This is a genomic window from Mycolicibacterium brisbanense, assembly GCF_001570425.1.
Lineage (GTDB): Bacteria > Actinomycetota > Actinomycetes > Mycobacteriales > Mycobacteriaceae > Mycobacterium > Mycobacterium brisbanense.
In genome coordinates this window covers 531,144-557,967 of record NZ_BCSX01000024.1, presented here as the reverse complement: position 1 = coordinate 557,967, position 26,824 = coordinate 531,144, and the positions used below count along the sequence as shown (strand labels likewise).

Below are 26,824 nucleotides of genomic sequence, written 5' to 3'. Positions count from 1 at the left end.
CCTTCAACCGAAAGGAACCGTCATGCCAGGAGTGCAGGATCGCGTTGTTGTCGTCACCGGTGCCGGTGGTGGTCTGGGGCGTGAATACGCCCTGACGCTCGCCCGCGAGGGGGCCAGCGTCGTCGTCAACGACCTGGGCGGTGCCCGCGACGGCACCGGCGCCGGCCACAACATGGCCGACGAGGTCGTCAACGAGATCAAGGCCGCCGGCGGGCGCGCCGTCGCCAACTACGACAGTGTCGCCGAGCCCGAGGGCGCCGAGAACATCATCAAGACCGCGCTCGACGAGTTCGGCAAGGTCGACGGCGTGGTCAGCAACGCGGGCATCCTGCGCGACGGCACGTTCCACAAGATGACGTTCGAGAACTGGGACGCCGTGCTGAAAGTGCACCTGTACGGCGGATACAACGTCATCCGCGCCGCGTGGCCGCATTTCCGTGAGCAGAGCTTCGGCCGCGTCGTCGTCGCCACGTCCACCAGCGGCCTGTTCGGCAACTTCGGCCAGGCCAACTACGGTGCCGCCAAGCTCGGCCTGGTCGGCCTGATCAACACGCTGGCCCAGGAAGGCGCCAAGTACAACATCAAGACCAATGCGGTCGCGCCCATCGCCGCCACCCGTATGACCCAGGACATCCTGCCGCCCGAGGTGTTCGAGAAGCTCACCCCCGAGTACGTCGCCCCGGTCGTGGCCTATCTGATGACCGAGGAACTGCCCGACACCGACTCCGTCTTCATCGTCGGCGGTGGCAAGGTGCAGCGCACCGCACTGTTCCAGAACGAGGGCGTCACGTTCACCGAGGTGCCCTCGGTCGATGACATCGCCGCCAAGTGGGGTGAGATCACCGACCTGTCGGCAGCCCAGCAGGCCAGCTTCAAGCTGGGATAGCTCAGGTGAAAGCGCTTGTAGCACAAGCACTTACCGGTACAGCCGGGTTGGCGTACGTCGATGTTCCCGATCCCGTGTCCAACGATGCGGTGATCGTGGACGTCGGCGCCGCCGGCGTCTGCTTCCCTGATCTGCTGTTGCTGCGCGGCGAATACCAGCTGCGGCTCGAGCCGCCGTTCACTCCCGGTATGGAGGTCGCCGGTACCGTGCGGTCGGCGCCCGAGGGGTCGGGTTTCACACCCGGCCAGCGCGTGTCCGCGATGACGATGCTCGGCGGGTACGCCGAGCAGGTCGCCGTCGCACCGGCCGGCGTCATACCCACTCCCGACGGCATCGACGACGGGCAAGCCGCCTCCTTGTTGGGCAACTACTACACGATGCAGTTCGCCCTGGCTCGCCGCGGAGGGCTGCAGGCCGGCGAGACCGTGCTGGTGCTCGGCTCGGCGGGCGGTATCGGTGTCGCGTCGATTCAGCTCGCAAAAGCCATGGGCGCCAAGGTTATCGCGATGGTGCACCGGTCCGGTGCCGAGGAGTTCGTCACCTCGGTGGGTGCCGACGTGGTGCTGCCGCTGGCCGACGGCTGGCGCCAGGCAGTGCTCGACGCCACCGATGGCCAAGGGGTCGACCTGGTCGTTGACCCGATCGGTGGTGACGCCTTCGACGACGCCATCCGCGTGCTGGCACCCGAGGGCCGGCTGCTGGTGATCGGATTCGCCGCCGGTGGCGGAATCCCGACCGTCAAGGTGAATCGCCTGCTGTTGCGCAACGTCAGCGTGGTCGGAGTGGGCTGGGGCGAGTTCCTGCGTCGCCACCCGGAGGCCCAAGGGCAGGTGGGAGCCGAACTGGCCAAGTTGGTTGCGGCCGGGCTGCGGCCGCCGCCGCCCGTGCGGTACCCCTTGTCGGACGGGGTGGCCGCACTCGACGCCCTGGCCAGTGGCGGGGTGCGGGGCAAGCTGGTGTTGGAGCCGTGATGAGCGCTCGCGCGAAGAACATCGGGCTTGAGCCGAGCGCTCGCGCCCTCGCGTTCGACGTGTTCGGGACCGTCGTCGATTGGCGGTCGTCGATCATCGCCGAACTCGAGACCTTTGGTGAACAGCATGGGCTGCAGCGGGATTGGCCTGCCTTCGCCGACGCCTGGCGGGCCGGCTACGCCCCGGCGATGGACCGGGTGCGGCGCGGTGAGCTGCCGTGGACGCGGATCGACGACCTGCACCGGCAGATCCTGGTCTCGCTGCTGAGCGAGGGCGGGATCGAGGCGGGCGATGACGAGGTGGATCACCTCAACCGGGCCTGGCACCGGCTCAACCCGTGGCCCGATTCGGTGGCCGGGCTGACCCGGCTCAAGGACCGTTTCGTCATCACCACGCTGTCCAACGGCAATCTGTCCCTGCTCACCAACATGGCCAAACATGCAGGCCTGCCGTGGGATTGCGTGATATCGGCTGAGCTGTTCCGGCACTACAAGCCAGACCCCGAGGCGTATCTGGGCTGTGCCGAACTGCTCGACGTGGCACCCGCCGAGCTGACTCTCGTCGCCGCGCATCCGTCCGACCTGCGGGCGGCCCGCGTGGCTGGGCTGGGCACGGCCTATGTGGCCCGGCCTCTGGAACACGGGCCGGACGGCGAGGCCCACGTAGTCGAGCCGGGCGAGTTCGACGTGTCGGCGACGGATTTCCTCGACCTCGCCGACCAGCTCGGTGCGTAGCGTGGAGTTGTGGACACTGCGTCGAATCAAGCACTGCGCCGGGCACTAGAGCTGTTGATCGACCCGCCGGCCGAGCCCGACACCAGCAAGGGCTACCTCGACCTGTTGGGCGCGGGCTCTGACGCGCCCAAGAACTCGGGGACCATTCAGAAGTGGTGGGCGTCGCCGGTCGGGTCGATGCTCTATGACCGTGCGCAGCTGCTGAACCGGCGGCTACTGGCGGTGACGCGGCCGCCCGTCGATTGGTTGAACATTCCATCCGGTGGCGTCGTGCTCGACGTCGGCAGCGGCCCCGGCAACGTCACAGCGGCGTTGGCTCGGGCCGCCGGCCTCGACGGGCTGGCTCTCGGCATCGACATCTCCGAACCCATGCTGGCCCGTGCGGTGGCCGCCGAAGCGGGCCGGCAGGTCGGCTTCATCCGGGCCGATGCCCAGCGGCTCCCGTTCCGGGACGAATCGTTCGACGCGGTGAATTCGATCGCAGTGCTGCAGCTGATCCCCGATGCCGACGCCGCACTGTCGGAGATGGTGCGGGTGCTGCGGCCGGGCCGGCGGATCGCCGTCATGGTGCCCACCGTCGGGCGCGGCCCGGTGCGCCTGCTGTCGAAGGGCGGCGCGCGGTTCTTCGGGCAGGACGAGATCGGCGACATCTTCGAGGAACTCGGCCTGCTCAGGGTGCGTTCCAAGAGCGTCGGCGCCATTCAGTGGGTACGCGGCCAGAAGCCGTGAGCACCCTTGGCGTCGTACTCGTCGCTGTAGCCATCGCCGTCGGGCTTGTCGGCATCGTGGTGCCGGTTCTGCCAGGTGGATTGCTGGTGTTCGCCGCGATCGCGGTGTGGGCGATCGTCGAGCACACCGCGGTGTCGTGGGTGACGCTCGGAGTCGCGGCGGCGCTGTTCATCACCAGCGAGGTGGTGAAGTACCTGTGGCCGGTGCGCCGCATGCGGGCCGCCGACGTCCGGACGGGCAGCTTGGTGGCCGGCGGCGTGCTGGGCATCATCGGGTTCTTCGTGATCCCGGTGCTGGGTCTGCTGCTGGGCTTCGTGGCCGGCGTCTACCTGGCAGAGTTGTCGGTGCGGCGGGACCACCGCCGGGCCTTCGCGTCGACGGTGCATGCGCTCAAGGGCGTGGCCCTCTCGGTCGGTGTCGAGCTGACCGGCGGGCTGCTTGCCACAATTGCGTGGGTGACGGGGTTGGTGTTCAGCAATTGACTGCACGGCAATGGACATTGGACGCATCCGACGGTGAGTTGCTGCTGCACACGGGCGTCACCGGCAGCGCGTCGCGCATGGGGCACCGTCTGACGATCGCGCTGCGGTCATGGCAGGCCACGGTGGACTGGGACGGCGATCAGCCCGCGGCCGTCGAGGTCACCGTCGACCTCGACTCCCTCGACGTCGTCCGGGGCGAAGGCGGGATGACGCCGCTATCGGGCGCCGAGAAGGCGGTGGTGCGCACCAACGCGCTGAAGACGTTGCAGGCCAAGCGGTTTCCCCAAGCTACGTTTCGGTCGTCGGCGATCGACCGCGACGGTGACACGCTGCGACTGGTCGGCACCCTGCAGATCGCCGGGCACAGCGGTGAGCAGACCGTCGATGTCCACGTCGAGCCCGATGGCGTGCGCATCTCAGGTGAGGCGGTGGTGCGGCATTCCGCCTTCGGCATCAAGCAGTATTCGATGCTGATGGGTGCGATGAAGGTGGCGGACGAGGTGCGGGTCACGCTCGCGGCAGAACGGTGAACGTGAGAGCTCAAGAAGCGGTGGGCGAGTCGTCGATGTGCAGGACGCCGCAGCGCCACAACATCGCGTACAGCTCACGCAACGGGACCGTCAAGACGCGCGCCACGATGTCGGCCATCGGATCGACCGACACATTGGAGGTTGTCACGCCTGTCACGGTGGGTAATCGAAACGTCGAGCAGTCGAAACCGACGTGACGGAGAGGTGACCAATGCCCGAAAACTCACGACAGGCGCAGAGTCACCGCGAAGCGGTGCAAAGGGTCCGCAATGCCCGCGGCTTTGCGCTGACGTTGCCGGTGGTGGGCCGGGTCGCGGTACCGCCCCCTGAGCAGCTGGCCTTCTACAGCGCACTCGGCGTGCTGGCAGCGATCGAGATCATCGACTGGCCCGTCGCCCTGTTGCTCGGCGCCGGGCAGGTGCTGATGCGCAACGAACAACGGCGGATCGCCGCGGAAAACGACGCGGCTTAATCCAGCAGCGCCGTACGCAGCCCGGCGAGGTCCGCGTCCGTCACGCCGGCCGCCCTCAGGAAGCCCGAAGTCGAACCGTAGCTGTGCTCCAGCGTGCGCCACGCGGCGTCGAGGTACTCCTCGCGTACGCCGAGCACCTCGTCGGTCAGCCGAGCTTCGGCGAAAGAGATGACCTCGGCATCGCCTGATCGGGCCCGCACCGAATCGAGGATGCGCTCGCGCAGCGCAACGATGGCGTCATTGCTGCGCAGGAAATCCGCCATCACGGTGTCGCTGGATACCCCGACGGCATTGAGCACGGTCGCCACGGTGAACCCGGTGCGGTCCTTGCCTGCGAAGCAGTGCGCGAGCACGGGCCGACCTGCGGCCAACAGCGAGATCACTTGGCGCACAGCGGTATGCGCGCCCGGCAGGGTCGGGAATTCCTCATAGACCTCGACCATGTACCGCTTGGCGGCGTCGACCACGTTCTCGTCGCTGGGAGACTCGGCCATCACCCGCTGGAACGTCGACTCGTGCGGTGCGTCCTGATCGGAGTCGTCCTGGAAGTGGAACGGCAGCATGTGGATTTCGACGCCGTCGGGTACCAGGCCCGGGCCACGGCGCTGCACCTCGCGGTAGGACCGAAGGTCGGCGACATCGGTGATGGCCAAGTCTCGGAACCGGTCGCGTCCCGCGTCGGAGAGCGCGCTCAGCTCACTGGACCGGTAGAGCCGGCCGGGCCGAATCCCGGTGGACTCCGCCACATCTCGAAAGTTCCACGCTCCTGACAGTTCTCCGAGCCCGACGGTCATGCGGACGTCACCGCCGCTGCGAGGGCCGACTTCTCGCGCCCGAGCTCGGCACGGGCAATGGTGCGCATGTGCACCTCGTCGGGCCCGTCGAACAGCCGCATCGCGCGATGCCAGCCGTAGAGCCGCGCCAACGGGAAGTCGTCGCTGATGCCGGCCGCCCCGTGCACCTGGATGGCCCGGTCGATGACGGTGCAGGCGACCTGTGGGGCCACGGACTTGATCTGGGACACCAGCACGTGGGCGGCTTTGTTGCCCTGCTGGTCGATGGTCCATGCGGCCTTCTCGCAGAGCAGCCTGGCCTGGTCGATCTCGTTGCGGGACTTGGCAATCGACTCGCGCACCACACCCTGCTCGGCCAACGGCTTGCCGAACGCGACGCGCTTCTGCACCCTGTCGACCATCAACGCCAGCGCCCGCTCAGCCGCCCCGAGGGCACGCATGCAGTGGTGGATGCGGCCGGGGCCCAACCGGGCCTGGGCGATGGCGAAGCCGCTGCCTTCCTCGTGCAGCAGGTTCTCGGCAGGCACCCGCACGTTGTCGAAGACGATCTCGCAGTGCCCGTGCTGGTCCTGCCAGCCGAACACCGGAAGGGAACGGAGGATGCTCACGCCGGGGGTGTCCACCGGCACCAGGATCATCGACTGCTGGGCGTGCGAGGCCGCGTCGGGATTGGTGCGGCCCATGACGATGAGGATCTTGCAGCGCGGATCGGCGGCGCCACTGATCCACCACTTGCGGCCGTTGATGACGTAGTCGGCCCCGTCGCGCAGCATGGTCGTCTCGATGTTGCGGGCGTCCGAGGAGGCCACGGCGGGTTCGGTCATGGCGAACGCACTGCGGATGTCACCGGCCAGCAGCGGCTCGAGCCATTGTTTGCGCTGCGCTTCGGTGGCGAACAGGTGCAGGGTCTCCATGTTGCCGGTGTCGGGGGCCTGGCAGTTGATCGCCTCGGGGGCGAGTTCCAGGCTCCACCCCGAGATCTCGGCCAGGGGTGCGTACTCCAGGTTGGTCAGCCCCGACTCCGACGGTAGGAACAGGTTCCATAGCCCGGCGGCCTTGGCCTTGACCTTGAGTTCCTCGACCACCGGCGGCACGGTGTGGTCCTTGGGACCCCTCTCCTCGCGATACGCCTCGTAGGACGACTCCGCCGGGAACACGTGCTCGGTCATGAAGTCGGTGAGCCGTTTGTGGTAATCAGTCGCTTTGGCCGACATCGCGAAGTCCATGCCAGCCACGATATGACACATGGTTAGACAGGTAGAACATAGGCATGACTGGAACCCTCCCGCCCGAGAGCCGCCCGCCGTTCCCGCCGTTCACTCTGGAAACAGCCATGCAGAAGGTGCAAGCCGCCGAGGACGCCTGGAACACCCGTGACCCGCACCGGGTCAGCCTGGCTTACACGCCGGATTCCCACTGGCGTAACCGTGCGGAGCACATTGTGGGGCGCGAGCAGATCGTGGAATTCCTGACCCGCAAATGGCAGCGCGAGTTGGACTACGTGCTGCGCAAGAGCCTGTGGGGATTCCGCGAGAACCGGATGGCGGTGCGGTTCCAGTACGAGTGGCACGACGCCGACGGGCAGTGGTACCGCAGTTACGGCAACGAGCTGTGGCAGTTCACCGACGACGGGCTGATGGCGCGTCGTGAGGCGAGCATCAACGACGTCCTCATCGAGGAATCCCAGCGGCGCTACTTCGGTCCGCGTCCCGAGTCGGAGTACGGCCGCGACATCGAACTCTGGTGATTGAGCGGCTCGCCGCTGTGGTAGTTGAGCGGCTTGCCGCTGTCACGGCCGAGGGTGCACGCCAGCAGCCCGGCCACGACGGCCAGGCCGATGACCACCGCCGCGACCGCAGGCCAGCCGGCAGCGTCGAACGCCACCCCGCCGAACCAGCCGACGGCGCTCGACCCGCCGTAATAGAACAGGTTGTAGAGCGAGGAGGCCTGCGCCTTGCCGTCGGGGGACGCGGCGGTGCCGACCCAGCCCGAGGCGATGGCGTGCGCCCCGAAGAACCCCGCGGTGGCGACCACCAGCCCGGCCAGCACGGCGACCAGATTGTGGCTGGTGGTGATGGCGACGCCGACGATCATCGTCGCGATCGAGGCGAGCAGCACCTTTCGTCGGCCGAACCGGGTGGCCTCGGCGCCGGCCCGCGCCGAAGCCCAGGTGCCCGCCAGATACGCCACGAACACCAGGCTGACCACGGTCTGCGGCAAGTGGAAGGGCGCGGCCATCAGCCGGAAGCCCAGGAAGTTGTAGATCGCGACGAACCCGCCCATCAACAAGAAGCCCTGCGCATAGAGCACCAGCTGACGCGGTGACCGCAGGTTTGCCCACAGGCGCGGGCCCAGCTCGCGGTGACTGCGGGTCGGGGTGAATCCCTGCGCCGGCGGCGCGAGCTTGGCGAACGCGAGCGCGGCCAGGCCGCACAGCACCGCCACCGTCAGCACGCCGACGCGCCAGCCGAAGTGTTCGGCAACGGGTCCGGTGACGAGCCGACCGGCCAGTCCGCCGATGGTCGTGCCCGCGACATAGGTGCCCGCCGCTCTGGCGGCGTGCCCGGCGTTGATCTCCTCGGTGAGGTAGGCGACCGCGACGGCAGGTACGCCGGCCACCACGAGACCCTCAAGGAACCGGCCGGTCAGCAGCAGCTGGAAACTCGGGGACAGTGGCACCAGCAGGCCGAGAACCGTTGCGGCCGTGACGGATATCGTCATCACCTGAACGCGGCCGATGCGGTCGGCCAGGGCGGCCCACGGGATCACGCCGACCGCGAGCCCGATCGTGGCGGTCGACACGGCCAGCGCGGTGCCGGCGGCGCCAGTGCCGAGGTCACGTGCGATCAGCGGCAATACCGCTTGTGGTGAATACAGTTGCGCGAAGGTGGCGACTCCGGCGCAGAACAGCGCGGCGAGCAGGCGCCGGTAATCGGCGGAGCCGCGCGTATGCCCTTGCCAGTCAGTCGAGATCGCAGGAGCAGTTGTCACCGCATCGACGTTAGGTAGCTACCCTCGATGTGTCCAATGCATGGAACTAGGTATCTTCATGCGCTTGGCGTATGACAAATTCGGCGAAGCGTTCGGCTGCGGGCGGCAGCGGACGGTCCGCGGGCCACGCCAATCCGAGCTGGCGCTTGGCCGAGGTCTGTGACAACGGCACATAGACGGCGCCCGGCTCGGCGCGCTCGGGTCGGGGGACGGGCACCACTGCGACGCCGAAACCCGCGGCGACCAGGCCCTCCATCGTCGGGATCTCCATCGCCTCGAACACCACCTGGGGTTCTATCCCGGCCTCGGAGCACAGTTCGTCGGTGAGCTGACGCAGGCCGAATTCGGGTGCCAGCGCGACGAACGGTTCGTCGCCTGCGTCGGCCAGCCGGATGCGGGTCCGATCGGCGAAGCGGTGCCCGCGCGGCACGGCCAGGCATAGCCGCTCCAGGTAGAGGCCGCGCCACCGGTAGCCGGCCGGACGCGGCGAGGTGATGGCCAGGTCGACCCGGCCACCGGCCAGCGCGTCGACGATGTCGTGTGCGGCGCCCTGGATCAGCGCGAACTGCACGCGGGGCGCCTCTGCACGGAACCGCCGCAGCAGGTCCGGGACGAACCAGCTGGCCTGGGAATGCAGGAACGCCAGCCGAACGGTTCCGGTGTCGGGGTCGCGCAACGCGGCGATCCGCTCAGTGGCAGAACGCATCTCGGCCAGGCCGCGCCGGGCGTGCTCGAGCAGGATCTCGCCGTAGGCGTTGAGCCGCAGCCGGCGGCCGACCCGGTCGAACAACGGGGTACCCACCTCGTCCTCCATCCGGGCCAGGGCTCGCGACAGGGTGGGCTGGCTGATGTGCAGCTCGGCTGCAGCGTCGGTGACGTGCTCGGTCTCGGCGAGGACGACGAACCAGTGCAGCTCGTCCAGATGCATGGGGGTGATTCTTGCGTGTTTTTCGGGCTTCCGGCGTTATTGCCTGTGGGATGCTGTGCGCCATGGCCGAGAAGGTGCGGGTGGTGGTGGGCGACGACCATCCGATGTTCCGCGAGGGTGTGGTGCGGGCTCTGACCTCCAGCGGCGAGATCGACGTGGTGGCCGAAGCCGACAACGGCGCGGACGCACTGGAACTCATCAAGACCCACCGGCCCCAGGTCGCTCTGCTGGATTACCGCATGCCGCAAATGGATGGCGCGCAGGTGGCGGCCGCCGTCAGCCGCGACGAGCTCGGCACCCGGGTGTTGTTGATCTCCGCTCACGACGAGTCGGCCATCGTGTACACGGCCCTGCAGCAGGGTGCGGCGGGTTTCCTGTCGAAGGAGTCCACCCGCAGCGAACTGGTCAACGCGGTACTGTCCTGCGCCAAGGGCCGCGACGTGATCGACCCGAACCTGGCCGCGGGACTGGCCGGTGAGATCCGCCGGCGCAACGAACCCGACGCGCCGGTGCTCAGCCCACGCGAGCGTGAGGTGCTCGACCTCATCGCGAAGGGTCTGAGCATCCCGGCCATGGCCAAGGAGCTCTACCTCGCACCCTCGACGGTCAAGACCCATGTGCAGCGGCTCTACGAGAAGCTCGGGGTGTCAGACCGTGCCGCCGCGGTCGCCGAGGCGATGCGGCGCAAGCTGCTGGACTGACATGGCGTTCGAACGGACCGTCAACTTCTTTGCCTCGCAACCCGTCCGGGTGTCAGCCGTGTTGCGGGTGCCGTTGATCATCTTGATCCTCGTGCTCGTCTCGGTGTGGGAGGTCGACCACTGGCTGCCCGAGGTCTACGCCGTGATCATCGGCGTGTACGCCGTCGCGGCGGTGATCTGGCTGGTGGTGGTGCTGCGCGGGCCGATGCCGCGCTGGGTGGAATGGGCCTCGACGGCAGTCGATGTGCTGGTGTTGGTGGCGCTGTGCGCGGTCTCCGGTGGTGCGACGGCCGCGCTGCTGCCGGTGTTCTTCCTGCTGCCGATCTCCATTGCCTTCCAGGACCGCCCTGCGCTCACCGCGCTGCTCGGTGCCGCGACCGCGTTGGGGTATCTGGTGGTGTGGATCTTCTACTCCAAGCGTGACGACAATGTCGGACTCCCCAATGTCGTCTACATGCACGTCGGCTTCCTGGTCTGGCTCGCCGTGGCGACGACGGCGTTGTCGCTGGTGCTGGTGCGCCGCTCGGCGCGGGTGCGCTGGCTGTTGGAGGTGCGCCGCCGCTTGGTGTCGGAATCGGCTCGCGCCGACGACATCCGCAATGCCGAGCTCGCCGAGCACCTGCATGACGGGCCGCTGCAGACGCTGCTCGCGGCGCGGCTGGATCTCGACGAGATCAGGGAACGCATACCGGATGCCGCCCTGGACCGCGTGCGCGCGGCGCTGCAGGAGACCGCGGCTGGGCTGCGTTCGACGGTCACTGAGCTGCACCCGCAGGTGCTTGCCCAGCTGGGTCTGGCTGCTGCAGTGCGAGAACTATTGCGCCAGTACGAGAATCGCGATGTGGTGGTGAACGCCGACATCGAGGACGTCGGTCAGCCGGAGTCACAGGCCCTGCTGTACCGGGCGGCGCGCGAACTGCTGGCGAACGTGAACAAGCATGCCCGCGCCAGCGAGGTGACGGTCGGGCTTCATCGCAAGGGGGAGCGAATTGTGTTGGTAGTCGCCGATGACGGCGCGGGTTTCGACCCGGCGCGGGTCACGACATCCGTGGCCAATGGCCATATCGGCTTGGCATCCTTGCAGGTTCGTGTTGAAGCCAACGACGGCACGATGGACATCGACACCCGACCGGGGGCCGGTACGCGGGTGACGGTGACGCTCTAGCAACCTATTTCACACACGGAATGCCGGAGACCTTCATCTGGGTCAGATCCGTGGGCGCGGGCGTGTAGCTGCCGGTCGCGGTGGCGGCGACGGTGGTCACCGGGGCGCTGACGGTGGTCGATGTGGTGGTTGTCGACGACGTCGTCTCGCTGCTCGACAGCGCATCGGTATTGCGGTCGGCGTAATCGTCTGCGGGAAAGTCGGTTCCGATGGTCAATTGCACAGCGCCGGGGGCGACGCCGGTGGACGGCTCTGCCGTCAGCCCCAGTTCCTCGGCCAGGGCATGGCCTGCCTTGTCGGCGCCCTGCCCGTATTCGACGGTGGTGGTGGCCGACAGCGCCGATGCGTCACCCACCTGGCCTTCTGTGAATCCCTTTGCCGCGAAGGTAGATTCGAGATGTGTGGCCAGTCCGTTGAAGGACGACGCGTTGATCACGTTGAGCACTGCGCCGTGGCCGTTGAGCGTCGACTCCTTCGCCGGCGTGCTCGTGGGTGCCGAGGCGGAGTCGGAGCCGGAGACCAGGTCGTGCACGATCTTGCGGACGGTGGGGACGTCGATGATGTTGACGTCCTCGCCGAGCGAATCCTGCCCGAACTCCTTGATCGGCAAGGTGTACAGCGACGGCGGATGATCGGTGAGAGCCGATGCGCGCTTGGTGAATTCGGCGAGGTCGAACCCTGAGTCCAGGGCCACGTTCTGCTTGGCCACGTTCAGCAGGTTGCGCAGCGTGCTGGCGTTGCTGAGCCCGCCGCCGTGGCTCAGCGCGGACACCAGGGCGGCGATGAAGGCCTGCTGACGACGGGTGCGGTCCAGGTCGGTGAAGTTCTCGTCGTTGACGTCGCGGCGCTGCCGGACGAACGCCATCGCCTGCGCGGCGTCGATCTCCTGCACGCCCTTGTGGAAGTTGGCCCCCGAGTACGGGTCGGAGGTATCGGCGTTGAGGCACACGGTGATCGGTTCGACGGCCTTGGCGATCTGGAAGAACGCGCCGAGCGTGACCTCGACGAAGTGGTCGATCGGGATGCCCAACAGATTGCGCACCGTCGCGATCTCGGCCTTGCGCCCGGCCTCGCGGGCCTGCTGCTCGTGGATGGCTGCGTTGTCGGAGTCCGACTCCATGTTGTCCATCGCGTGCTGGTAGGCCAGCCCGTAGGCCTGCTTGACCTTGCCCTTGCAGGTGCCGCTGGGGCACCCGGCGAGCTGCACGTAGTCGTCGCGGGGGATGGAGAACGCGGTGGCCGGGCCTCCGTCGCCCGGGAGGTGGACGACGATCAGCACGTTGGAGTTGTAGCCGCCCACCGTCTCGTCGCCGGCATGCAGTGCGTCGTAGATGTCCTGTGGGAGCGGGTTGCCGTGCTGATCGAGCCGGCTGTCCAGCCCCATGATGAGGATGTTCTGGGTGTTACCCGACGACGCGGGACCACCCGCGAGTGCATTGGACGTGGTGATGCCGTTGAGCGCTCCGCGATAGCCGGCCCAGCCCATGCCGGTACCTGCCAATACGGCCGTCGCGGCCAGGCTGACGGCAACCCTGCGGGCAACGCGAAGGCCGCGGCGCGGGGCGCGGCTGCCCATCCGGTGCCGAGCCGGAGGGTACGCATGTGCGGGTTGTGTCATAGTCGCCAGTCATTATGGGGTCACCTGCCATTTGCCATTATGCGGCCTGTCAGGACCGTTGCCTTTTGGTGGGCGAATGTGAGTTCGCTTGTTCATCAGGCAGCCTCGCCTTGCGGTGAGGCGGTCCCCGTCTGATCCACCGTCTGGTGGTGCGGGGTTGACGTTTCATCGCCGGCTGCGTCGCCCGCTGGCGCGGGGTCGGTCTCATGCGTGGCTCCACGTCCTGCCACCGGGCCACTCCCGGCGGGACTCTGTTCACCCACAGGTGTGGGTACGCCGAGTCGGGCGAGATTGATCGCAGCACCCAGATCACGATCGATCCGCATACCGCATTCGGCGTCGTCGCATTCGAAGATCCGATCGGCCAGCGTGAGGTTTGACTTTCGCCTCCCACAAGCCGTGCACAGCTTCGACGACGGGTAGAACCGGTCGGCCTCCACCAGATGGCTGCCATACCAACGAGTTTTGTAACCGAGCATGCGCCGCACTTCAGCCAGTGCGGCATCAGCCAGTGCACGATTGAGGCCCCGCTTGCGGGCGCCTCCTTTAGCGCGCATTCCGGCCGCGTTCAAGGTTTCCACCACCACCACCACATCGTGCTGCTGGGCCAGGACAGTGGTGGCCTTGTGCAGCACGTCACGGCGCACCGCCGCGACGTGGGCATGTGTGCGGCCGATCCGGGCCTGGGTGCGCCGCCACCGCTTCGACGGCTGCTGAGGGCTGCGGGTCTGCGAGTCATACCGACCGTGCTGGCGGGCGGCTCGGCGCTGCAAGGCCCGCAACCGAGCTTGCGCGGCGCTCAACGACTTCGGCGCCCGGATGCGCTCGACCTCCATCCCGTCCGGGGTCGCGACCACCAGCAGACTGTCGGCCTTCACCCCGACATCGACGCCGATGACCGGATGCACTGCCCGTCGGGCGTGTGCCGGCCGCGTCTTGGCTTCAACGATCACCTGCAGCGCGCAATACCAGCGCCCGGCGCTGTCCTGACGCACAGTGGCCGACAAGATCCGCGCCGACCCGGCCTCGATCCGACGGGCCAGCTTGCGGGTCGATTCGTGCGTGCGGACCGCACCCAGCCGCGGCAGGGTGACGTGGCGGCGGTCCGCCTCGATCCGAATGGCCCCGGTGGTGAACCGCACCGAGCGCGTTGCCCGAGCCGACTTAAACCGCGGGAACCCGACCATCCGACCTTTCCGCTCACCGGTACGAGACTTCGACCACGCCTCCAGGCCCCGCGATAGTCCGTCCAAACCGGTGTTGTAGGCCTCCTTCGAGTTCTCACCCCACCACGGCGCACACCAGGCCTTGCGCTGATTCCACACCTTGCGCAGCGCCGGCAACGACCACCCCAGCACCGGCGTCAACTCTGCTTCGCCGATGCCGTAGCTACGCTCAGCGGCCCGCTGATCCATCACGGCCTTCACCAACGCCAACATGTGATTGTGCGCGAAACGCGCCGCACCAGCATGAGAAGCCAACTCGCGCAACTGTGTTGGTGTCGGATCCAACGCGAACCGATACCCCTGCGCCGTCCACCCCTCGGGGATCTCGAACCTAGCCACCAACAACCACCTCGGCCCCTTTGGTGGCGGTCACTGCCCGCATTCCCGGGTTGCGCGCCCCGTGGCGCCCATACAGGCGCGCACACATCGAAGTCAGCACCTCGATCATGTCGCACACCAGATCATCGACAGTCTCACCCTGATCGGCAACCATGATCCCGCGGCCCTGGGCGGACAACGCGGCTTCGAGATGCTCCACCCCGAAGCGCGCCAACCGGTCCCGATGCTCCACGACCACCACCAAAGCAGACCGGTCCGACAGAATCCTGCGCAACTTCGGCCGCGTGCCGTTCACGCCCGACCCCACCTCGCCGACCACATGGCCATTCGAGGTAGCCCAGTGCGCCAATCGTGCAACCTGCCGTTCCAGATCCGCCGTTGAACATGTCAGGACACCCGCGCATAGACGACCCTGCGACCGGATTCCCCGGACTCTGGCGCATCGACCCAGATCGTCCCCGACTCCAAGCGGCGAGCCGGCACCGGCATCCGGTCCTCACGAAACCACCGGTACGCAGTCTGCGGATACACACCATCCGCGCGCGCCCACTCAGACAACTTCACACACTCAATGAAACACACATTCGATCACATCTACTCACACAACATCGAACAGTTCGCTACCCCATAGCCCGCGCGATCACCATCCGCTGGATCTGGTTGGTGCCTTCGAAGATCTGCGTGATCTTCGCTTCCCGCATGAACCGCTCAACGCGGTAGTCGCGGGTGTAGCCCGCGCCGCCGAACACCTGCACGGCATCGGTGGTGACCTTCATCGCAGCGTCGGTCGCGATCAGCTTGGCCACGCTGGCATGTGTCGAATACGTCAGGCCGGCATCACGGCGACGGGCGGCGTCCAGGTAGGTGGCCCTGGCGCTGACCACCGCGGCAGCCATGTCGGCCAGCAGGAATCCCAGGCCCTGGTGGTCGATGATCTTGCGCCCGAACGTCGTCCGCTCGTTGGCGTAGCGCACGGCCTCGTTCAGCGCAGCCTGCGCGATGCCGACCGCCACCGCCGCGATACCGAGCCGGCCCGAGTCCAGGGCCGAGAACGCGATCGACAGGCCCTGGCCCTCAGAGCCGATGAGCCGGTCGGCGTTGAGCAGTGCGTTGTCGTAGAACGCCGATGTGGTGGGCACGGCGTGCAGGCCCATCTTTTCCTCGGGCTTGCCGAAGGTCAGACCGTCGAGATTCCCGGGCACCAGGAAGCACGACACTCCGCGGGAACCTTCCCCGGTGCGCGCGAACAACGTGTAGAAGTCCGCCTTGCCGCCGTGGGTGATCCACGCTTTGGACCCGTTGAGCACGTAGCCGTCACCGGACCGCGTCGCCGAGCAGCGCAACGCAGCGGCATCCGATCCCGCCTGGGGCTCCGACAGGCTGTAGGCACCGATCTGGCTGCCCGACAGCATGCCGGGCAGCCAGCGCTGCTTCTGCTCGTCGGTGCCGTACGCCAACAGCGGATGCGACGACAGGCTGTGCACGCTGACCGCCACGGCGACGGCGGCCCAGCGGGCGGCGATCTCCTCGAGCACCTGCAGGTACACCTCGTAGGTCTGACCGCCGCCGCCCCACTCCTCGGGCTGGGGCAGGCTCAACAGACCTGCCTGCCCCAGCTGGGCGAAGACCCCTTCCGGATACTTCTCGTCCCGCTCGTGTTCGTCGACGATCGGGTCGAGCACCTTGTCCGCGATATCGCAGGTCAGGGCGATGAGCTCACGTGACTCATCGGATGGCAGTAAGCGGTCCACCGGCATACTTGCACATCCTAGTTTCGACGGGCTTATACGCGTTCCGCGGCGGGCAAGGCGGCGAGGATGTCGTTGACGCGGTCGCGGGCGTCGCCGAAGAGCATCTGCGTGTTCTCGCGGAAGAACAGCGGGTTCTGCACGCCGGCGTAGCCGGAGGCCATGGAGCGTTTGAACACGATGACGTTGTCGGCGTTCCACACCGTGAGCACGGGCATACCGGCGATCGGGCTGCCCGGATCCTCGGCCGCGGCGGGGTTGACGGTGTCGTTGGCGCCGATGACGAGCACGACGGAGGTGCCGTCGAAGTCGTCGTTGATCTCGTCCATCTCCAGCACGATGTCGTAGGGCACCTTGGCCTCGGCCAGCAGCACGTTCATGTGACCGGGCAGGCGGCCGGCGACGGGATGGATACCGAAGCGGACGTTGACGCCATGCTCACGCAGCTTGCGGGTCAGGTCGGCCACCCCGTACTGGGCCTGCGCCACGGCCATGCCGTAGCCCGGCGTGATGATCACCGAGTCGGCGTGGGCGAGCAGCTCGGCGGCGCCTTCGGCGGTGATCTCGCGGTGCTCGCCGTAGTCCTTGTCCTCGGCCGGGCCCGCCTCGATGCCGAAACCGCCGGCGATGACGGAGATGAACGACCGGTTCATGGCCTTGCACATGATGTAGGACAGGTACGCACCGGAGGAGCCGACGAGCGCGCCGGTGATGATCAACAGGTCGTTGGACAGCAGGAAGCCCGACGCCGCCGCGGCCCACCCGGAGTAGCTGTTGAGCATCGACACCACCACGGGCATGTCGCCGCCGCCGATGGAGGCCACCAGGTGCCAACCCAGTAGCAGGGCCAGCGCGGTCACCACGGCCAGCAGCCACAGGTGTGGCTCGATGACGAACCACACGGTCAGCACGAAGAACGCGACCAGCGCGCCGATGTTGAGGAAGTTCTTGCCGGGCAGCATCAGCGGCGCGGACTTGATCCGGGCCGACAGCTTGAGGTTGGCCACGATCGAGCCGGTGAAGGTCACCGCACCGATGAAGACGCCGACGAACACCTCGGCGGAGTGGATGCCGAGCATGCCCTCGGCGTTGAGATGCGCGGCCTCGGCGCCGGCGAGGTTGTTCTCGACGTGCAGGTAGCCGTTCCAGCCGACCAGCACGGCGGCCAGGCCGACGAAGCTGTGCAGCAGGGCGATCAGTTCGGGCATGCCCGTCATCTCGACCACCCTGGCGCGCCACAGTCCGATTGCCGCGCCGACGATCATGGCGCCGATCAGCAGGGCCAGCCCCAGGGGTTCGATCTTGCGGTCCAGCGCCAGTGCGATGGTCGCGATCAGCGCGACGGCCATGCCGACGATGCCGAATGTGTTTCCGGCCCTTGAGGTTTCATGTTTGGACAGGCCGGCCAGGGCGAGGATGAACAGTAGTGCCGCTATGACGTAGGCCGCGGATGCGACGTTTTCTAAGGTGAACATGGAATCCGTTCGGAGAAGTCTTTGTTGGGGGCGCAGGCGCTAGCTGCGGGAGAACATCGCGAGCATGCGGCGGGTCACCGCGAAACCGCCGAAGACGTTGATGCTGGCGAGCAGGATCGCCAGGCAGGCCAGCACGGTGACCGGGACATTGTGCTGGCCGATCTGCAGCAGCGCCCCGACGACGATGATTCCCGAGATCGCGTTGGTCACCGACATCAGCGGGGTGTGCAGCGCGTGGTGCACATTGCCGATCACGTAGTAGCCGATCACGATCGCCAGCGCGAACACGGTCAGGTGCACCTGCAGAGCGCTCGGAGAAATCGCGATCAGCGCGAAGACCGCGGCGGCGACGGCGAACGTCACCCCGAGCCGGCGCCCGGTCGACATCGGCTGCTTCTCCGGCTTGACGGCGGGGGCTTCGGCGGCCGGCTTGGCGACCGGCGCGGCGGACACCTGCACCGGGGGCGGTGGCCAGGTGATCTCGCCGTCGCGCACCACGGTCACCGACCGCTGCACCACGTCGTCGAAATCCAGGATGAGCTTGCCGTCCTTCTCGGGCGTGAGCAGCTTGAGCAGGTTCACCAGGTTGGTGCCGTACAGCTGGGAGGCCTGCGCGGGCAGCCGGCCGGCCAGATCGGTGTAGCCGATGATCGTCACACCGTTGTCGGTCACGATCGCCTTGTCCTTGACGGTGCCTTCGACGTTGCCGCCGTTGGCCGCGGCCATGTCGACGATCACGCTGCCCGATTTCATCGACGCGACCATGTCGGCGGTGATGATGCGGGGTGCGGGCCTACCGGGGATCAGTGCGGTGGTGATGATGATGTCGACGTCCTTGCACTGCTCGGCATACAGCTGTGCTTCGCGGGCCTTGTAGTCCTCACCCATCTCTTTGGCGTAGCCGGTGGTCGACACCTCGGCGGCCTCCGGATCCACCGCGAGGTATTCCCCTCCCAGGGACGCGACCTGGTCGGCGACCTCCGGGCGGGGGTCGGTGGCGCGCACGATGGCGCCCAGACTGCCCGCGGCGCCGATGGCAGCCAGACCGGCGACCCCGGCACCCACCACGAGCACCTTGGCCGGGGGCACCTTGCCCGCCGCGGTCACCTGACCGGTGAAGAACCGGCCGAACTCGTGGGCGGCTTCGATCACTGCGCGGTATCCGGCGATGTTGGCCATCGAGGACAGCACGTCGAGGGACTGGGCCCGCGAGATACGCGGCACCGCGTCCATGGCCAACACGGTGATGCGGCGCGTGCCGAGCTTCTCGACGAGCTCGGGTCGCAGGGCCGGAGATATCAGGGCCACCAGGGTGGCGCCGTCGCGCAGCGCAGCGATCTCGTCGTCGGCGGGCGCATTGACCTTCAACACCACGTCCGCTGCCCATACCTGCTCGAACGAGCCGATCTCGGCGCCGGCAGCTACATAGGCACTGTCGGCGAAGCTCGAGGTCAACCCGGCGCCGGATTCGACGACGACGGTATAGCCGAGCTTGGTAATCTGTCCGACAGTCTGCGGTGTGGCAGCGACGCGCGTTTCTCCCGGTTGAGACTCGCGCGGAATCCCGATGATCATCTACTTGTGTCCGATCTGTTGATTGGGCATGGATGAGTCTTGCATTTGAGTTCGGGTCCCTCTCACGTCCTCCATGGGTGAACGGCGCTCTTGGCCTTGGGTTCTATCTCTGACCTGCGGCGTTCAATTCGGCCTGACTCCCAATATCCCCCAAAAGGGTGAGGCTATGAGATAAGTCTCAAAGCCAGTCGCGGCGCTTGAACATCACGTACAGCAGAACCACCAACACGACGATCAGGGTGGAGCTGGCGATGAAGCCCACGACGGTGTTGATGCCCGGATACACGACGTTCTGGCCGTAAAAACCGGTGATGGCCGTCGGGACCGCGATGATCGCGGCCCAGCCGGTGAGCTTTTTCATCACGGTGTTGAGCCGGGCATCCTGCAGCGACAGATTCGTCTCGAACACCGTGGTGACCATGTCGCGCAGGGACTCGGTCCACTCGGATACCCGCAGCACGTGGTCGTAGAGGTCGGCGTAGAGCGGGTCGAGTTCGGGTGAGATCTGCGAATCCATGCGGCGATGCTGGATGGTGCTGACCACTTCGCGCATCGGCAGGACCACACGGCGCAGCTGGACGAGATCCTTGCGCAGGCGGAAGGTGCGCCGCTGCAGACCGCGTTGTGGGCCGCCGTCGTCGAACAGTTCGTCCTCGAGCGATTCGATGGCGTCGTCGAGTTCCTGGACCGCCTCGAAATGTCCGTCCACCACCACGTCGAGCAGGCCGTGCACGAGTGCGCCGACTCCGTACTGTTGCCCGCCGAGTTCGTCGAAGCGCCGTGAGACCTCGTCGGCGTCGAAATTCGTGGGTTCCGGTTCAGCCGGTGGCAGTCGCACGGTGATGAGCCCGCGGGGCAGCACGAAGGCTGAGATGCGGTGCTTGACGAGTGTGCTTGAGATGTCGTCGGTCGGGATCCTCAGGTGCACCGCGTACACCGTGAAGAACGTATGTGTGTGGTACACAGACGCTTTCGTGCGTTCCATCGGTGCCATGGCATCCTCGACAGCCCAGGTGTTGAGCCCGAGTTCGGTGGCAAGCGCCCGCAGTGTGTCGTGATCCGGATCGTAGATGTCAGCCCAGATCAGGGCGTTCTCATCTGTCAGACAGTCGGATATCCCGTCGAATGTGAAACCGTCGACTGCCCGGCCCGCTCGCCAGATCCTCCCCTGCACCTGGGTCATGGCTCTCGAGTCAATCACGCTCCGCGGCAGTGACCATCGGCAACAGGTAAGTCCGCACGTATTCACGAGTGTCGTCGAGGGTGGTGAGTTTGATGCTGGAGTGCGGCGTGACGATGAAGGACAACGTCAGCCGGGCGTGCAGTTCGGCGACGGTGCGCAGGTGGCGCTCCTGGGCTTCGGTGGTCTCCGCAGACCCGTACAGGTCGGTGCGCAGCTGGGCAGCGGAGTGCTCGGTGGCGAAATCGATGATGGCGCCGGCGTCGACGGTGAGGCTGGGCAGAATCGTCTCCGGCTCGGTGCGCAGCAGCTTCTTGAGCAGAGCGTGCTCGCGCAGGAACGTCACGGTGAACACGGTGTCGAACACCATGCGGTCCTCCAGGGTGTCGGCTTGCGCTCGAGCCCTGTCGCTGCCCTCCAGATAGCGGCGCGCCTCGGCGAGCACGAGAGCGTCGATCAGGGCGTCCTTGGTGGGGAAACGTCGGTAGAGCGTCGCGCGGCCAACCCCGCTGCGCCGCGCGACGTCCTCCATGGTGGTGCGCCGGATGCCCACCAGCTCGGCCTGTTCCAGGGCTGCGGCCAGGATGCGGGTGCTGATCGCGTCCGGCTCGCGGACCAGGCTCAGCACCGCGGGGTCGGGCCGGGCGAGCCGTCGCACGAAGTCGGCTGTTCGCGTCGTTGTCACGCAACTCCTCCTTGCCCGCGGATGCCCGCCGTCGTAGCGTAGTCACCGACACAAGAGAGACGATGAGTGTCTATTTGTCTCTCCGTCTCATTCTAGAGATCGATGACAGCTCGGGGAGGGTGTTGATGGAGATTGGACTGTGGGCGCGGTGGGTGGCCCTGCACGCGGTACCGAGGACGTTCATGAGATTTCAGGCCGTGCGGGGCAATCCGGTGGCCGGGCTGATCGCCAATCACGGGCATGGCCTCGATCCGTATCCGATGCTGGAGGAGATCCGGGCGCGCGGGCCACTGATCCGCACGCCGTTCGCGTGGGCCAGCGTCGATCACGCGGTGTGCCGAGAGATATTGCGCGACAAACGCTTCGGTGTGACACCGCCGACGGGCATGGAGCTGCCAGCCCCTCTGCGGGCACTGCTGGCACGCACCGACCCCGGCGTCGCGAACCCGGTCGAGCCGCCTGCGATGGTGATCGTCGATCCGCCCGACCACACCCGCTATCGCCAGCTGGTGGCACAGAGTTTCACGCCGCGGGCCATCGACACTCTCGACACCCGAGTGGCCGAGGTGACGCGCGAGCTGATCGAGCGACTCGCCGCGCGCCCGCAGCCGGACCTGATCGCAGACTTCGCCTCGGCGCTGCCGGTCGCGATGATCGCCCACATCCTGGGCTTGCCCGACGACACCCATGCGCGGCTGCTGCAGTGGGGGCACCACGGAGCGCCGTTGCTGGACATCGGAATCCGTTGGCGGACCTACCGTCAGGCCATCGAGGGGCTCCGCGGCATCGACGGCTACCTCACCGAGCACTTCCGCCGGGTGCGGACCGGCGCCCCCGATGACAACCCGTTCAGCCGCATGGCGGCCGACAACACCCTCACCGAACGCGAACTCACCGCCAACGCAGCCCTTCTCATCGGCGCGGGGTTCGAGACCACGGTGAATCTCATCGGCAACGGCATCGTCCTGCTGTTGCAGCACCCCGATGAGCTGCAGCGACTGCGCGCCCAGCCCGAGCTGTGGCCCGCCGCCGTCGAGGAGATCCTGCGCATCGACAGCCCGGTCCAGATGACCGCCCGCACCGCGCACTGCGACATCGAGCTTGCGGGACAACGCATTCGGGCCGGAGACATGGTCGCAGTGCTCCTCGGCGGCGCGAACCGCGATCCGCAGGTGTTCCCGGATCCGGCAGTCTTCGACGTCACCCGGTCCAACGCGCGCGACCACCTGGCCTTCGCGTCGGGGATTCACGCGTGCCTCGGTGCCGCCCTGGCCCGCATCGAAGGTGTCACGGCGTTGCGCGCGCTGTTCGAGTCCTATCCCGACCTTCGGCTGACCGAACCCCCGAAGCGGCGAGATCTGGTCAACCTCAACGGATTCGAGCGACTGCCTGCCCAATTGGGCTGCAGGGAAGTCGTCGGGTTGACCGGCTGAGCGCCGTCAGATCCGGTCGAAGATGCTGTTGACGATGTCGTCGCCGATGCCGAAGCCGGCTCCGTTGACGATCGCCTGACCGAACCGGCCGCCCAGGAAGTGCTGCAGTGCCCCGCCCTGTCGCGGTTGGTACTGCGGCGCGTACTGAGGCTGGTAGGCCTGCTGGGCGGGGTATTGCGGCTGCTGGTACTGCGGTGTGGGCTGTTGATACGCCGGGGCCTGCACATGGTTGTCCACCAGCGCGTGGATGGCGGTCAACAGCTGGGTGGTGGAACTCTCCTCGTCCCGGATCGCCAACGCGATCTCCTTGAGGTCCAGCGCCCATTCCCGAGCGTTCGAGTCCCCGGCGGCAGCCGCGGTCGACAGCTTGCCTGCCAGCGCCTGCAGCAACGCCGACGTCTGCTGTGCTTGTTGCTGCAGCGCGGCGTACTGGCTGTCTACGGTCGCAGTGTCCATGCGCCCATGTCTACCGGGCAGCGCTGTGATCCAGCTGAAAGTTCGCCGCGACACCGCGCGGCATCGGCGCCGGTATTCACGGGCCCGCCGGTACGCTCCGATGAGCCGTGTCCGCAGTGATCGGGGGCAGCCGTGAGCGATCGGTCGTCGATATCGGGGGCCACCAGGTTCTGGATCAGCCTCGCCACCGGTCTGGTCGTCGGGGCCGGTGCCGGTGCGGTGTCGGGACGCTGGCCGGTCGGTCTGCTGACGGTCGTCATCGTCACGGCGGGGCTCAGCGTGGTGTGGGCGCTGGCGGTGTTGTGGCCCATGGATGCCGACCAGACACGCGATCACGCGAGTGACGCCGACGTGCACGGCGACGTCGGAGATCTCGTGCTGGTGCTCATCCTCGCCGCGAGCCTGACGTCGATCGGCATCCTGCTGGCCTCCGCCAACGACGCCGACAAGGCCAAATATGCCGGCATGTCGCTGGTGGCGATCCTGACGGTGTGGGCGTTGCTGCACACCATGTACGCCGCTCGTTACGCCCGGATCTACTACCAGGGCGACGTGCGCGACATCGACTTCAATTCCGATGCGCCACCGCGCTACGTCGACTTCTACTACTTCTCGTTCAACCTCGGCATGACCTATCAGGTGTCCGATACCGATGTCACCACCTCGCATCTGCGTGGTGAAGTGCTCAAACACTGCTTGTTCAGCTACATCTACGGCACGGTGATCATCGCGTGCACCATCAATCTCGTGATCAATCTCGTGGGGTAAAACTCGCGGTGAGCAGAGATCTTCTCGCGGGCCGCCAAGCCCGGTAGCAATACTGCTCGTGAATCTGACACCGCCGCGACGCTGCTGCCTGCGCGCCTCGTAAGCCTTTCCATCACACAGAGAGTCAAGGTGCGTGTCCGTCGTAACGAGTATTTCCCCAGCTGAGTCCGCGGACTCGCCGTCGGTTCCCGCTCCGCCGTCGCCATGGCGGGCCCGGTTGACCAAACTCGCCCTGCCTTTGGCGTCGGTCGTGGTGTTCCTGGCCGTGTGGCAAGTGGTGGCGTGGGCAGGCATCTGGAATCAGACATTCGTGCCGTACCCGAGCACTGTGTGGCGGGCGTTCATCGATGTCTCCACCACGCATGACGGCACCCGCGGGTACGCGGGCTATCTGCTGATCGAGCACCTGTACATGACGTTGCGCCGGGTCTTGGCCGGCGTGGTGATCGGCGTGGGTGTCGGTGTCGCGCTGGGCCTGGTGATGGGTTCGGTGGGCTGGTTGCGGAGCGTGCTCGAACCCTGGCTGACCTTCCTGCGGGCGCTGCCGCCGCTGGCCTACTTCTTCCTGCTGGTCATCTGGCTGGGCATCGACGAAGCACCCAAGATCACGCTGCTGGCCCTGGCCGCTTTGCCGCCCGCGGCCGTGGCCACCACCGCTGCCGTTCTCGCAGCCCCGGTCGGGTTGCAGGAGGCCGCCCGTGCCCTTGGCGCGACGCGGGCACAGGTGATCCGTGACGTCGTGGTGCCTGCCGCACTGCCCGAGACGTTCACCGGCATCCGCTTGGCCGTCGGGATGGCCTACTCGTCGGTGGTCGCCGCCGAGCTGTTCAACGGCATCCCCGGAATCGGCGGATTGGTCAAGGACGCAAGCAATTACAACAACACACCGGTGGTTCTCGTCGGCATCTTCGCCATCGGGATCTCGGGTCTGGTGATCGACGGAGCACTGCGTTCCGCCGAGCGGCGGGCGGTCCCCTGGAGAGGAAAAATATGAGAATCGGCAGGCTTGCCGCACTGGTCGCGGCGACAGCGCTCACCCTGGCCGGCTGCGCCGTCGACCACTCCGGCCAGGACGCCGCGAAACCGACCATTCGCGTTGGGTACCAGTCCTTCCCGAGCGGCGACCTCGTCGTCAAGAACAACAAGTGGCTCGAACAGGCGCTGCCCGGCTACAACATCAAGTGGACGAAGTTCGACTCGGGCGCCGACGTCAACACCGCGTTCATCGCCAAGGAGCTCGACTTCGGCGCCATCGGGTCGAGCCCGGTGGCGCGTGGACTGTCCGCGCCGCTGAACATCCCGTACAAGGTGGCGTTCGTTCTCGACGTCGCGGGCGACAACGAAGCGCTGGTGGCGCGCAACGGGACAGGTATCAACACCATCGCCGATCTGCGAGGCAAGCGTGTCGCTACGCCGTTCGCGTCGACTGCGCACTACAGCCTGCTCGCCGCGCTGGCCCAGAACGGGTTGTCGCCCAACGATGTTCAGCTGATCGACCTGCAACCGCAGGCCATCCTCGCGGCGTGGGACCGCGGTGACATCGCGGCCGCCTACACGTGGTTGCCCACCCTTGATCAGTTGCGCAAGACCGGCAAGGATCTGATTACCAGCCGTCAGCTGGCCAAGGACGGCAAACCCACGCTGGATCTCGCCGCAGTGTCCGACGAATTCGCGGCGGCACATCCCGATGTCGTCGATGTGTGGCGGCAGCAAGAGGCCCGCGCGCTCAACCTCATCAAGGACGATCCGAGCGCTGCTGCCAAAGCGATCGCCGCAGAGGTAGGGCTGAGCCCCGACGACGTCGCCGGGCAGCTCAAGCAGGGCGTGTATCTGACGCCCGAGCAGGTCGCCTCACCGGAATGGCTTGGTACTGAGGGGCATCCGGGCAACATCGCGGTCAACCTGCAGAGTGCGTCGCAGTTCCTCGCCGATCAGAAGCAGATCCCCGCGCCTGCCCCGTTGGCGACGTTCCAGGGCGCCATCTACACGAAAGGACTTCCCGGTGTCCTCGCCAAACAACCATGACGCCAAGGGCAGTCTTCGCATCAACAACGTGGCCCACCGTTACGGCCGCGGCGCCGACAAGGTGACCGCGCTGGGGCCGGTCGACCTCGACGTGGAGCCGGGCGCCTTCCTGGTGCTGGTGGGTGCCTCGGGTTGCGGCAAGAGCACATTGCTGCGGTTGATCGCGGGCTTCGAAACCCCGTCTGAGGGCGAGGTGCAGGTGGCCGGATCCCGCCCGACGCCCGGGGTCAGCTCCGGCGTGGTGTTCCAACAGCCGAGGTTGTTCCCATGGCGCACCGTCGGCGGCAACATCGATCTCGCACTCAAGTACGCCAAGGTGCCGCGCGAGCGGCGGGCGCACCGGCGTGAGCAACTGCTGGAGCGAGTTGGCTTGGAAGGGACCGAGAACCGCAAGATCTGGGAGATCAGCGGTGGCCAGCAGCAGCGGGTGGCGATCGCCAGGGCCTTGGCGGCCGAGACCCCGCTGTTTCTGCTCGACGAGCCGTTCGCCGCGCTCGACGCGCTGACCCGCGAGCGGCTGCAGGACGACGTGCGTCAGGTGAGCGCGGAGTCGGGCCGCACCACGGTGTTCGTCACCCACAGTGCCGACGAGGCGGCGTTTCTGGGCTCACGCATCGTCGTGCTGACCCGGCGGCCCGGGAAGGTGGCGCTGGACCTGCCGGTCGATTTGCCGCGGACCGGGGTGTCCGCCGATGAACTGCGGCGTTCTCCGGAGTATCTGAAGCTGCGTACCGAGGTGGGCGACGCCGTGAAGGCAGCCGCGGCGTAGCCGCGAATCAGGCCGCCGCGGCGTAGCCGCGAATCAGGCCGGAGCGGCGTAGGTACTCCCGCCGAGTTCGACGTTAGTGTCGCAAATTTGCCCGGGCCCCTCTTTGCCAGGCTGGTTGTGAGTCATTCATCTACCTGTTTGGGA

At 67.0% G+C, this 26,824-nt stretch carries 28 protein-coding genes and 1 pseudogene; 15 read left to right on the top strand and 14 right to left on the bottom strand.

Features of this window, described 5'->3' with window-relative positions; all coding sequences use genetic code 11:
* Positions 1-22: 22 nt before the first annotated feature.
* From RMCB_RS15415 to RMCB_RS15390, 6 genes are read left to right on the top strand one after another with little or no spacing between them, the layout of a single operon-like run.
* Positions 23-886, top strand: coding sequence for an SDR family oxidoreductase (locus RMCB_RS15415; RefSeq protein ID WP_029368864.1), 864 nt, complete (start codon positions 23-25; stop codon positions 884-886).
* Positions 887-891: 5 nt separating this feature from the next.
* Positions 892-1,857, top strand: a complete 966-nt coding sequence (locus tag RMCB_RS15410; protein WP_062829432.1) for an NADPH:quinone oxidoreductase family protein — start codon at positions 892-894, stop codon at positions 1,855-1,857.
* The gene (locus RMCB_RS15405; protein WP_062829431.1) at positions 1,857-2,591 is read left to right on the top strand and encodes a haloacid dehalogenase type II; all 735 of its coding nucleotides are present in this window, start codon (positions 1,857-1,859) and stop codon (positions 2,589-2,591) included. Before RMCB_RS15410 ends, RMCB_RS15405 begins: the two co-directional genes overlap by 1 nt.
* Before the next feature lie 9 nt (positions 2,592-2,600).
* A complete protein-coding gene (locus tag RMCB_RS15400) occupies positions 2,601-3,320 on the top strand; it encodes a methyltransferase domain-containing protein (RefSeq protein ID WP_062829430.1) in 720 nt (239 codons plus the stop codon).
* Positions 3,317-3,802, top strand: coding sequence for a DUF456 domain-containing protein (locus RMCB_RS15395; RefSeq protein ID WP_062829429.1), 486 nt, complete (start codon positions 3,317-3,319; stop codon positions 3,800-3,802). The genes RMCB_RS15400 and RMCB_RS15395 overlap by 4 nt, the downstream gene beginning before the upstream one ends.
* Complete coding sequence (locus tag RMCB_RS15390) at positions 3,799-4,332, top strand: YceI family protein (RefSeq protein ID WP_234792116.1); 534 nt, start codon at positions 3,799-3,801, stop codon at positions 4,330-4,332. Before RMCB_RS15395 ends, RMCB_RS15390 begins: the two co-directional genes overlap by 4 nt.
* Positions 4,333-4,342: 10 nt before the next feature.
* On the opposite strand, the gene RMCB_RS36055 is transcribed toward RMCB_RS15390, so the two are convergent.
* Positions 4,343-4,480 (bottom strand): Rv1535 domain-containing protein, encoded by a 138-nt coding sequence (locus RMCB_RS36055; RefSeq protein ID WP_165606285.1) that lies wholly within the window; start codon positions 4,478-4,480, stop codon positions 4,343-4,345.
* A 63-nt stretch (positions 4,481-4,543) separates the two neighbouring features.
* Between RMCB_RS36055 and RMCB_RS15385 the strand changes: the two genes are divergently transcribed.
* Positions 4,544-4,804 (top strand): hypothetical protein, encoded by a 261-nt coding sequence (locus RMCB_RS15385; RefSeq protein ID WP_029368856.1) that lies wholly within the window; start codon positions 4,544-4,546, stop codon positions 4,802-4,804.
* On the opposite strand, the gene RMCB_RS15380 is transcribed toward RMCB_RS15385, so the two are convergent.
* Together RMCB_RS15380 and RMCB_RS15375 are read right to left on the bottom strand one after the other, a co-directional pair.
* The gene (locus RMCB_RS15380) at positions 4,801-5,598 is read right to left on the bottom strand and encodes a tyrosine-protein phosphatase (RefSeq protein ID WP_062829427.1); all 798 of its coding nucleotides are present in this window, start codon (positions 5,596-5,598) and stop codon (positions 4,801-4,803) included. The two genes, RMCB_RS15385 and RMCB_RS15380, sit on opposite strands and share 4 nt — an antisense overlap.
* A complete protein-coding gene (locus tag RMCB_RS15375) occupies positions 5,595-6,824 on the bottom strand; it encodes an acyl-CoA dehydrogenase family protein (RefSeq protein WP_062829426.1) in 1,230 nt (409 codons plus the stop codon). Before RMCB_RS15375 ends, RMCB_RS15380 begins: the two co-directional genes overlap by 4 nt.
* A 44-nt stretch (positions 6,825-6,868) precedes the next feature.
* Between RMCB_RS15375 and RMCB_RS15370 the strand changes: the two genes are divergently transcribed.
* The gene (locus tag RMCB_RS15370) at positions 6,869-7,345 is read left to right on the top strand and encodes a nuclear transport factor 2 family protein (RefSeq protein WP_029368853.1); all 477 of its coding nucleotides are present in this window, start codon (positions 6,869-6,871) and stop codon (positions 7,343-7,345) included.
* Here RMCB_RS15370 and RMCB_RS15365 read toward each other — a convergent pair.
* Both RMCB_RS15365 and RMCB_RS15360 read right to left on the bottom strand, forming a co-directional pair.
* Positions 7,291-8,589 (bottom strand): MFS transporter, encoded by a 1,299-nt coding sequence (locus RMCB_RS15365; protein WP_062829425.1) that lies wholly within the window; start codon positions 8,587-8,589, stop codon positions 7,291-7,293. The genes RMCB_RS15370 and RMCB_RS15365 overlap by 55 nt on opposite strands.
* A 46-nt stretch (positions 8,590-8,635) precedes the next feature.
* The gene (locus RMCB_RS15360; RefSeq protein WP_062829424.1) at positions 8,636-9,517 is read right to left on the bottom strand and encodes a LysR family transcriptional regulator; all 882 of its coding nucleotides are present in this window, start codon (positions 9,515-9,517) and stop codon (positions 8,636-8,638) included.
* Positions 9,518-9,579: 62 nt separating this feature from the next.
* Between RMCB_RS15360 and RMCB_RS15355 the strand changes: the two genes are divergently transcribed.
* Together RMCB_RS15355 and RMCB_RS15350 are read left to right on the top strand one after the other, a co-directional pair.
* Positions 9,580-10,218 carry a response regulator gene (locus tag RMCB_RS15355; protein WP_029368849.1) on the top strand — a complete coding sequence of 213 codons (639 nt, stop codon included), beginning with the start codon at positions 9,580-9,582 and terminating at the stop codon, positions 10,216-10,218.
* A gap of 1 nt (position 10,219) precedes the next feature.
* Positions 10,220-11,383 carry a sensor histidine kinase gene (locus RMCB_RS15350; RefSeq protein WP_062829423.1) on the top strand — a complete coding sequence of 388 codons (1,164 nt, stop codon included), beginning with the start codon at positions 10,220-10,222 and terminating at the stop codon, positions 11,381-11,383.
* 4 nt (positions 11,384-11,387) lie between these two features.
* Here RMCB_RS15350 and RMCB_RS15345 read toward each other — a convergent pair whose 3' ends face one another.
* The 8 genes and pseudogenes from RMCB_RS15345 to RMCB_RS15310 all read right to left on the bottom strand — a co-directional run bounded on the left by RMCB_RS15345 (position 11,388) and on the right by RMCB_RS15310 (position 21,229).
* Positions 11,388-12,959 (bottom strand): LCP family protein, encoded by a 1,572-nt coding sequence (locus tag RMCB_RS15345; RefSeq protein ID WP_109784287.1) that lies wholly within the window; start codon positions 12,957-12,959, stop codon positions 11,388-11,390.
* A gap of 137 nt (positions 12,960-13,096) precedes the next feature.
* The gene (tnpB, locus tag RMCB_RS15340) at positions 13,097-14,566 is read right to left on the bottom strand and encodes an IS607 family element RNA-guided endonuclease TnpB (RefSeq protein ID WP_062829421.1); all 1,470 of its coding nucleotides are present in this window, start codon (positions 14,564-14,566) and stop codon (positions 13,097-13,099) included.
* Positions 14,559-15,130: pseudogene (locus RMCB_RS15335) on the bottom strand (IS607 family transposase). The gene tnpB and the pseudogene RMCB_RS15335 overlap by 8 nt, the downstream one beginning before the upstream one ends.
* 56 nt (positions 15,131-15,186) lie before the next feature.
* Complete coding sequence (locus RMCB_RS15330; protein ID WP_062829420.1) at positions 15,187-16,323, bottom strand: acyl-CoA dehydrogenase family protein; 1,137 nt, start codon at positions 16,321-16,323, stop codon at positions 15,187-15,189.
* Positions 16,324-16,349: 26 nt separating this feature from the next.
* Positions 16,350-17,789, bottom strand: a complete 1,440-nt coding sequence (gene pntB / locus RMCB_RS15325; RefSeq protein ID WP_062829419.1) for a Re/Si-specific NAD(P)(+) transhydrogenase subunit beta — start codon at positions 17,787-17,789, stop codon at positions 16,350-16,352.
* 39 nt (positions 17,790-17,828) lie between these two features.
* On the bottom strand, positions 17,829-19,364 hold the full coding sequence (locus RMCB_RS15320; RefSeq protein ID WP_062829418.1) for a Re/Si-specific NAD(P)(+) transhydrogenase subunit alpha: 1,536 nt from the start codon (positions 19,362-19,364) through the stop codon (positions 17,829-17,831).
* A 178-nt stretch (positions 19,365-19,542) separates the two neighbouring features.
* Positions 19,543-20,547, bottom strand: coding sequence for a magnesium transporter CorA family protein (locus RMCB_RS15315; RefSeq protein ID WP_062829417.1), 1,005 nt, complete (start codon positions 20,545-20,547; stop codon positions 19,543-19,545).
* A gap of 10 nt (positions 20,548-20,557) precedes the next feature.
* Positions 20,558-21,229, bottom strand: coding sequence for a TetR/AcrR family transcriptional regulator (locus RMCB_RS15310; protein ID WP_029368841.1), 672 nt, complete (start codon positions 21,227-21,229; stop codon positions 20,558-20,560).
* 125 nt (positions 21,230-21,354) lie between these two features.
* Between RMCB_RS15310 and RMCB_RS15305 the strand changes: the two genes are divergently transcribed.
* Positions 21,355-22,662 (top strand): cytochrome P450, encoded by a 1,308-nt coding sequence (locus tag RMCB_RS15305; RefSeq protein WP_062829416.1) that lies wholly within the window; start codon positions 21,355-21,357, stop codon positions 22,660-22,662.
* Positions 22,663-22,668: 6 nt separating this feature from the next.
* On the opposite strand, the gene RMCB_RS15300 is transcribed toward RMCB_RS15305, so the two are convergent.
* The gene (locus RMCB_RS15300; protein ID WP_062829415.1) at positions 22,669-23,118 is read right to left on the bottom strand and encodes a hypothetical protein; all 450 of its coding nucleotides are present in this window, start codon (positions 23,116-23,118) and stop codon (positions 22,669-22,671) included.
* A 150-nt stretch (positions 23,119-23,268) separates the two neighbouring features.
* Here RMCB_RS15300 and RMCB_RS15295 point away from each other — a divergent pair, with 150 nt between their 5' ends.
* The 4 genes from RMCB_RS15295 to RMCB_RS15280 all read left to right on the top strand — a co-directional run bounded on the left by RMCB_RS15295 (position 23,269) and on the right by RMCB_RS15280 (position 26,680).
* The gene (locus RMCB_RS15295; protein ID WP_062829564.1) at positions 23,269-23,886 is read left to right on the top strand and encodes a DUF1345 domain-containing protein; all 618 of its coding nucleotides are present in this window, start codon (positions 23,269-23,271) and stop codon (positions 23,884-23,886) included.
* 133 nt (positions 23,887-24,019) lie between these two features.
* Positions 24,020-24,880: an ABC transporter permease gene (locus RMCB_RS15290; RefSeq protein WP_062829414.1), complete on the top strand. Its 861-nt coding sequence runs from the start codon at positions 24,020-24,022 to the stop codon at positions 24,878-24,880.
* Positions 24,877-25,911, top strand: coding sequence for a taurine ABC transporter substrate-binding protein (locus RMCB_RS15285; protein ID WP_062829413.1), 1,035 nt, complete (start codon positions 24,877-24,879; stop codon positions 25,909-25,911). Before RMCB_RS15290 ends, RMCB_RS15285 begins: the two co-directional genes overlap by 4 nt.
* Positions 25,889-26,680: an ABC transporter ATP-binding protein gene (locus RMCB_RS15280; protein ID WP_029368833.1), complete on the top strand. Its 792-nt coding sequence runs from the start codon at positions 25,889-25,891 to the stop codon at positions 26,678-26,680. The genes RMCB_RS15285 and RMCB_RS15280 overlap by 23 nt, the downstream gene beginning before the upstream one ends.
* Positions 26,681-26,824 lie beyond the last annotated feature (144 nt).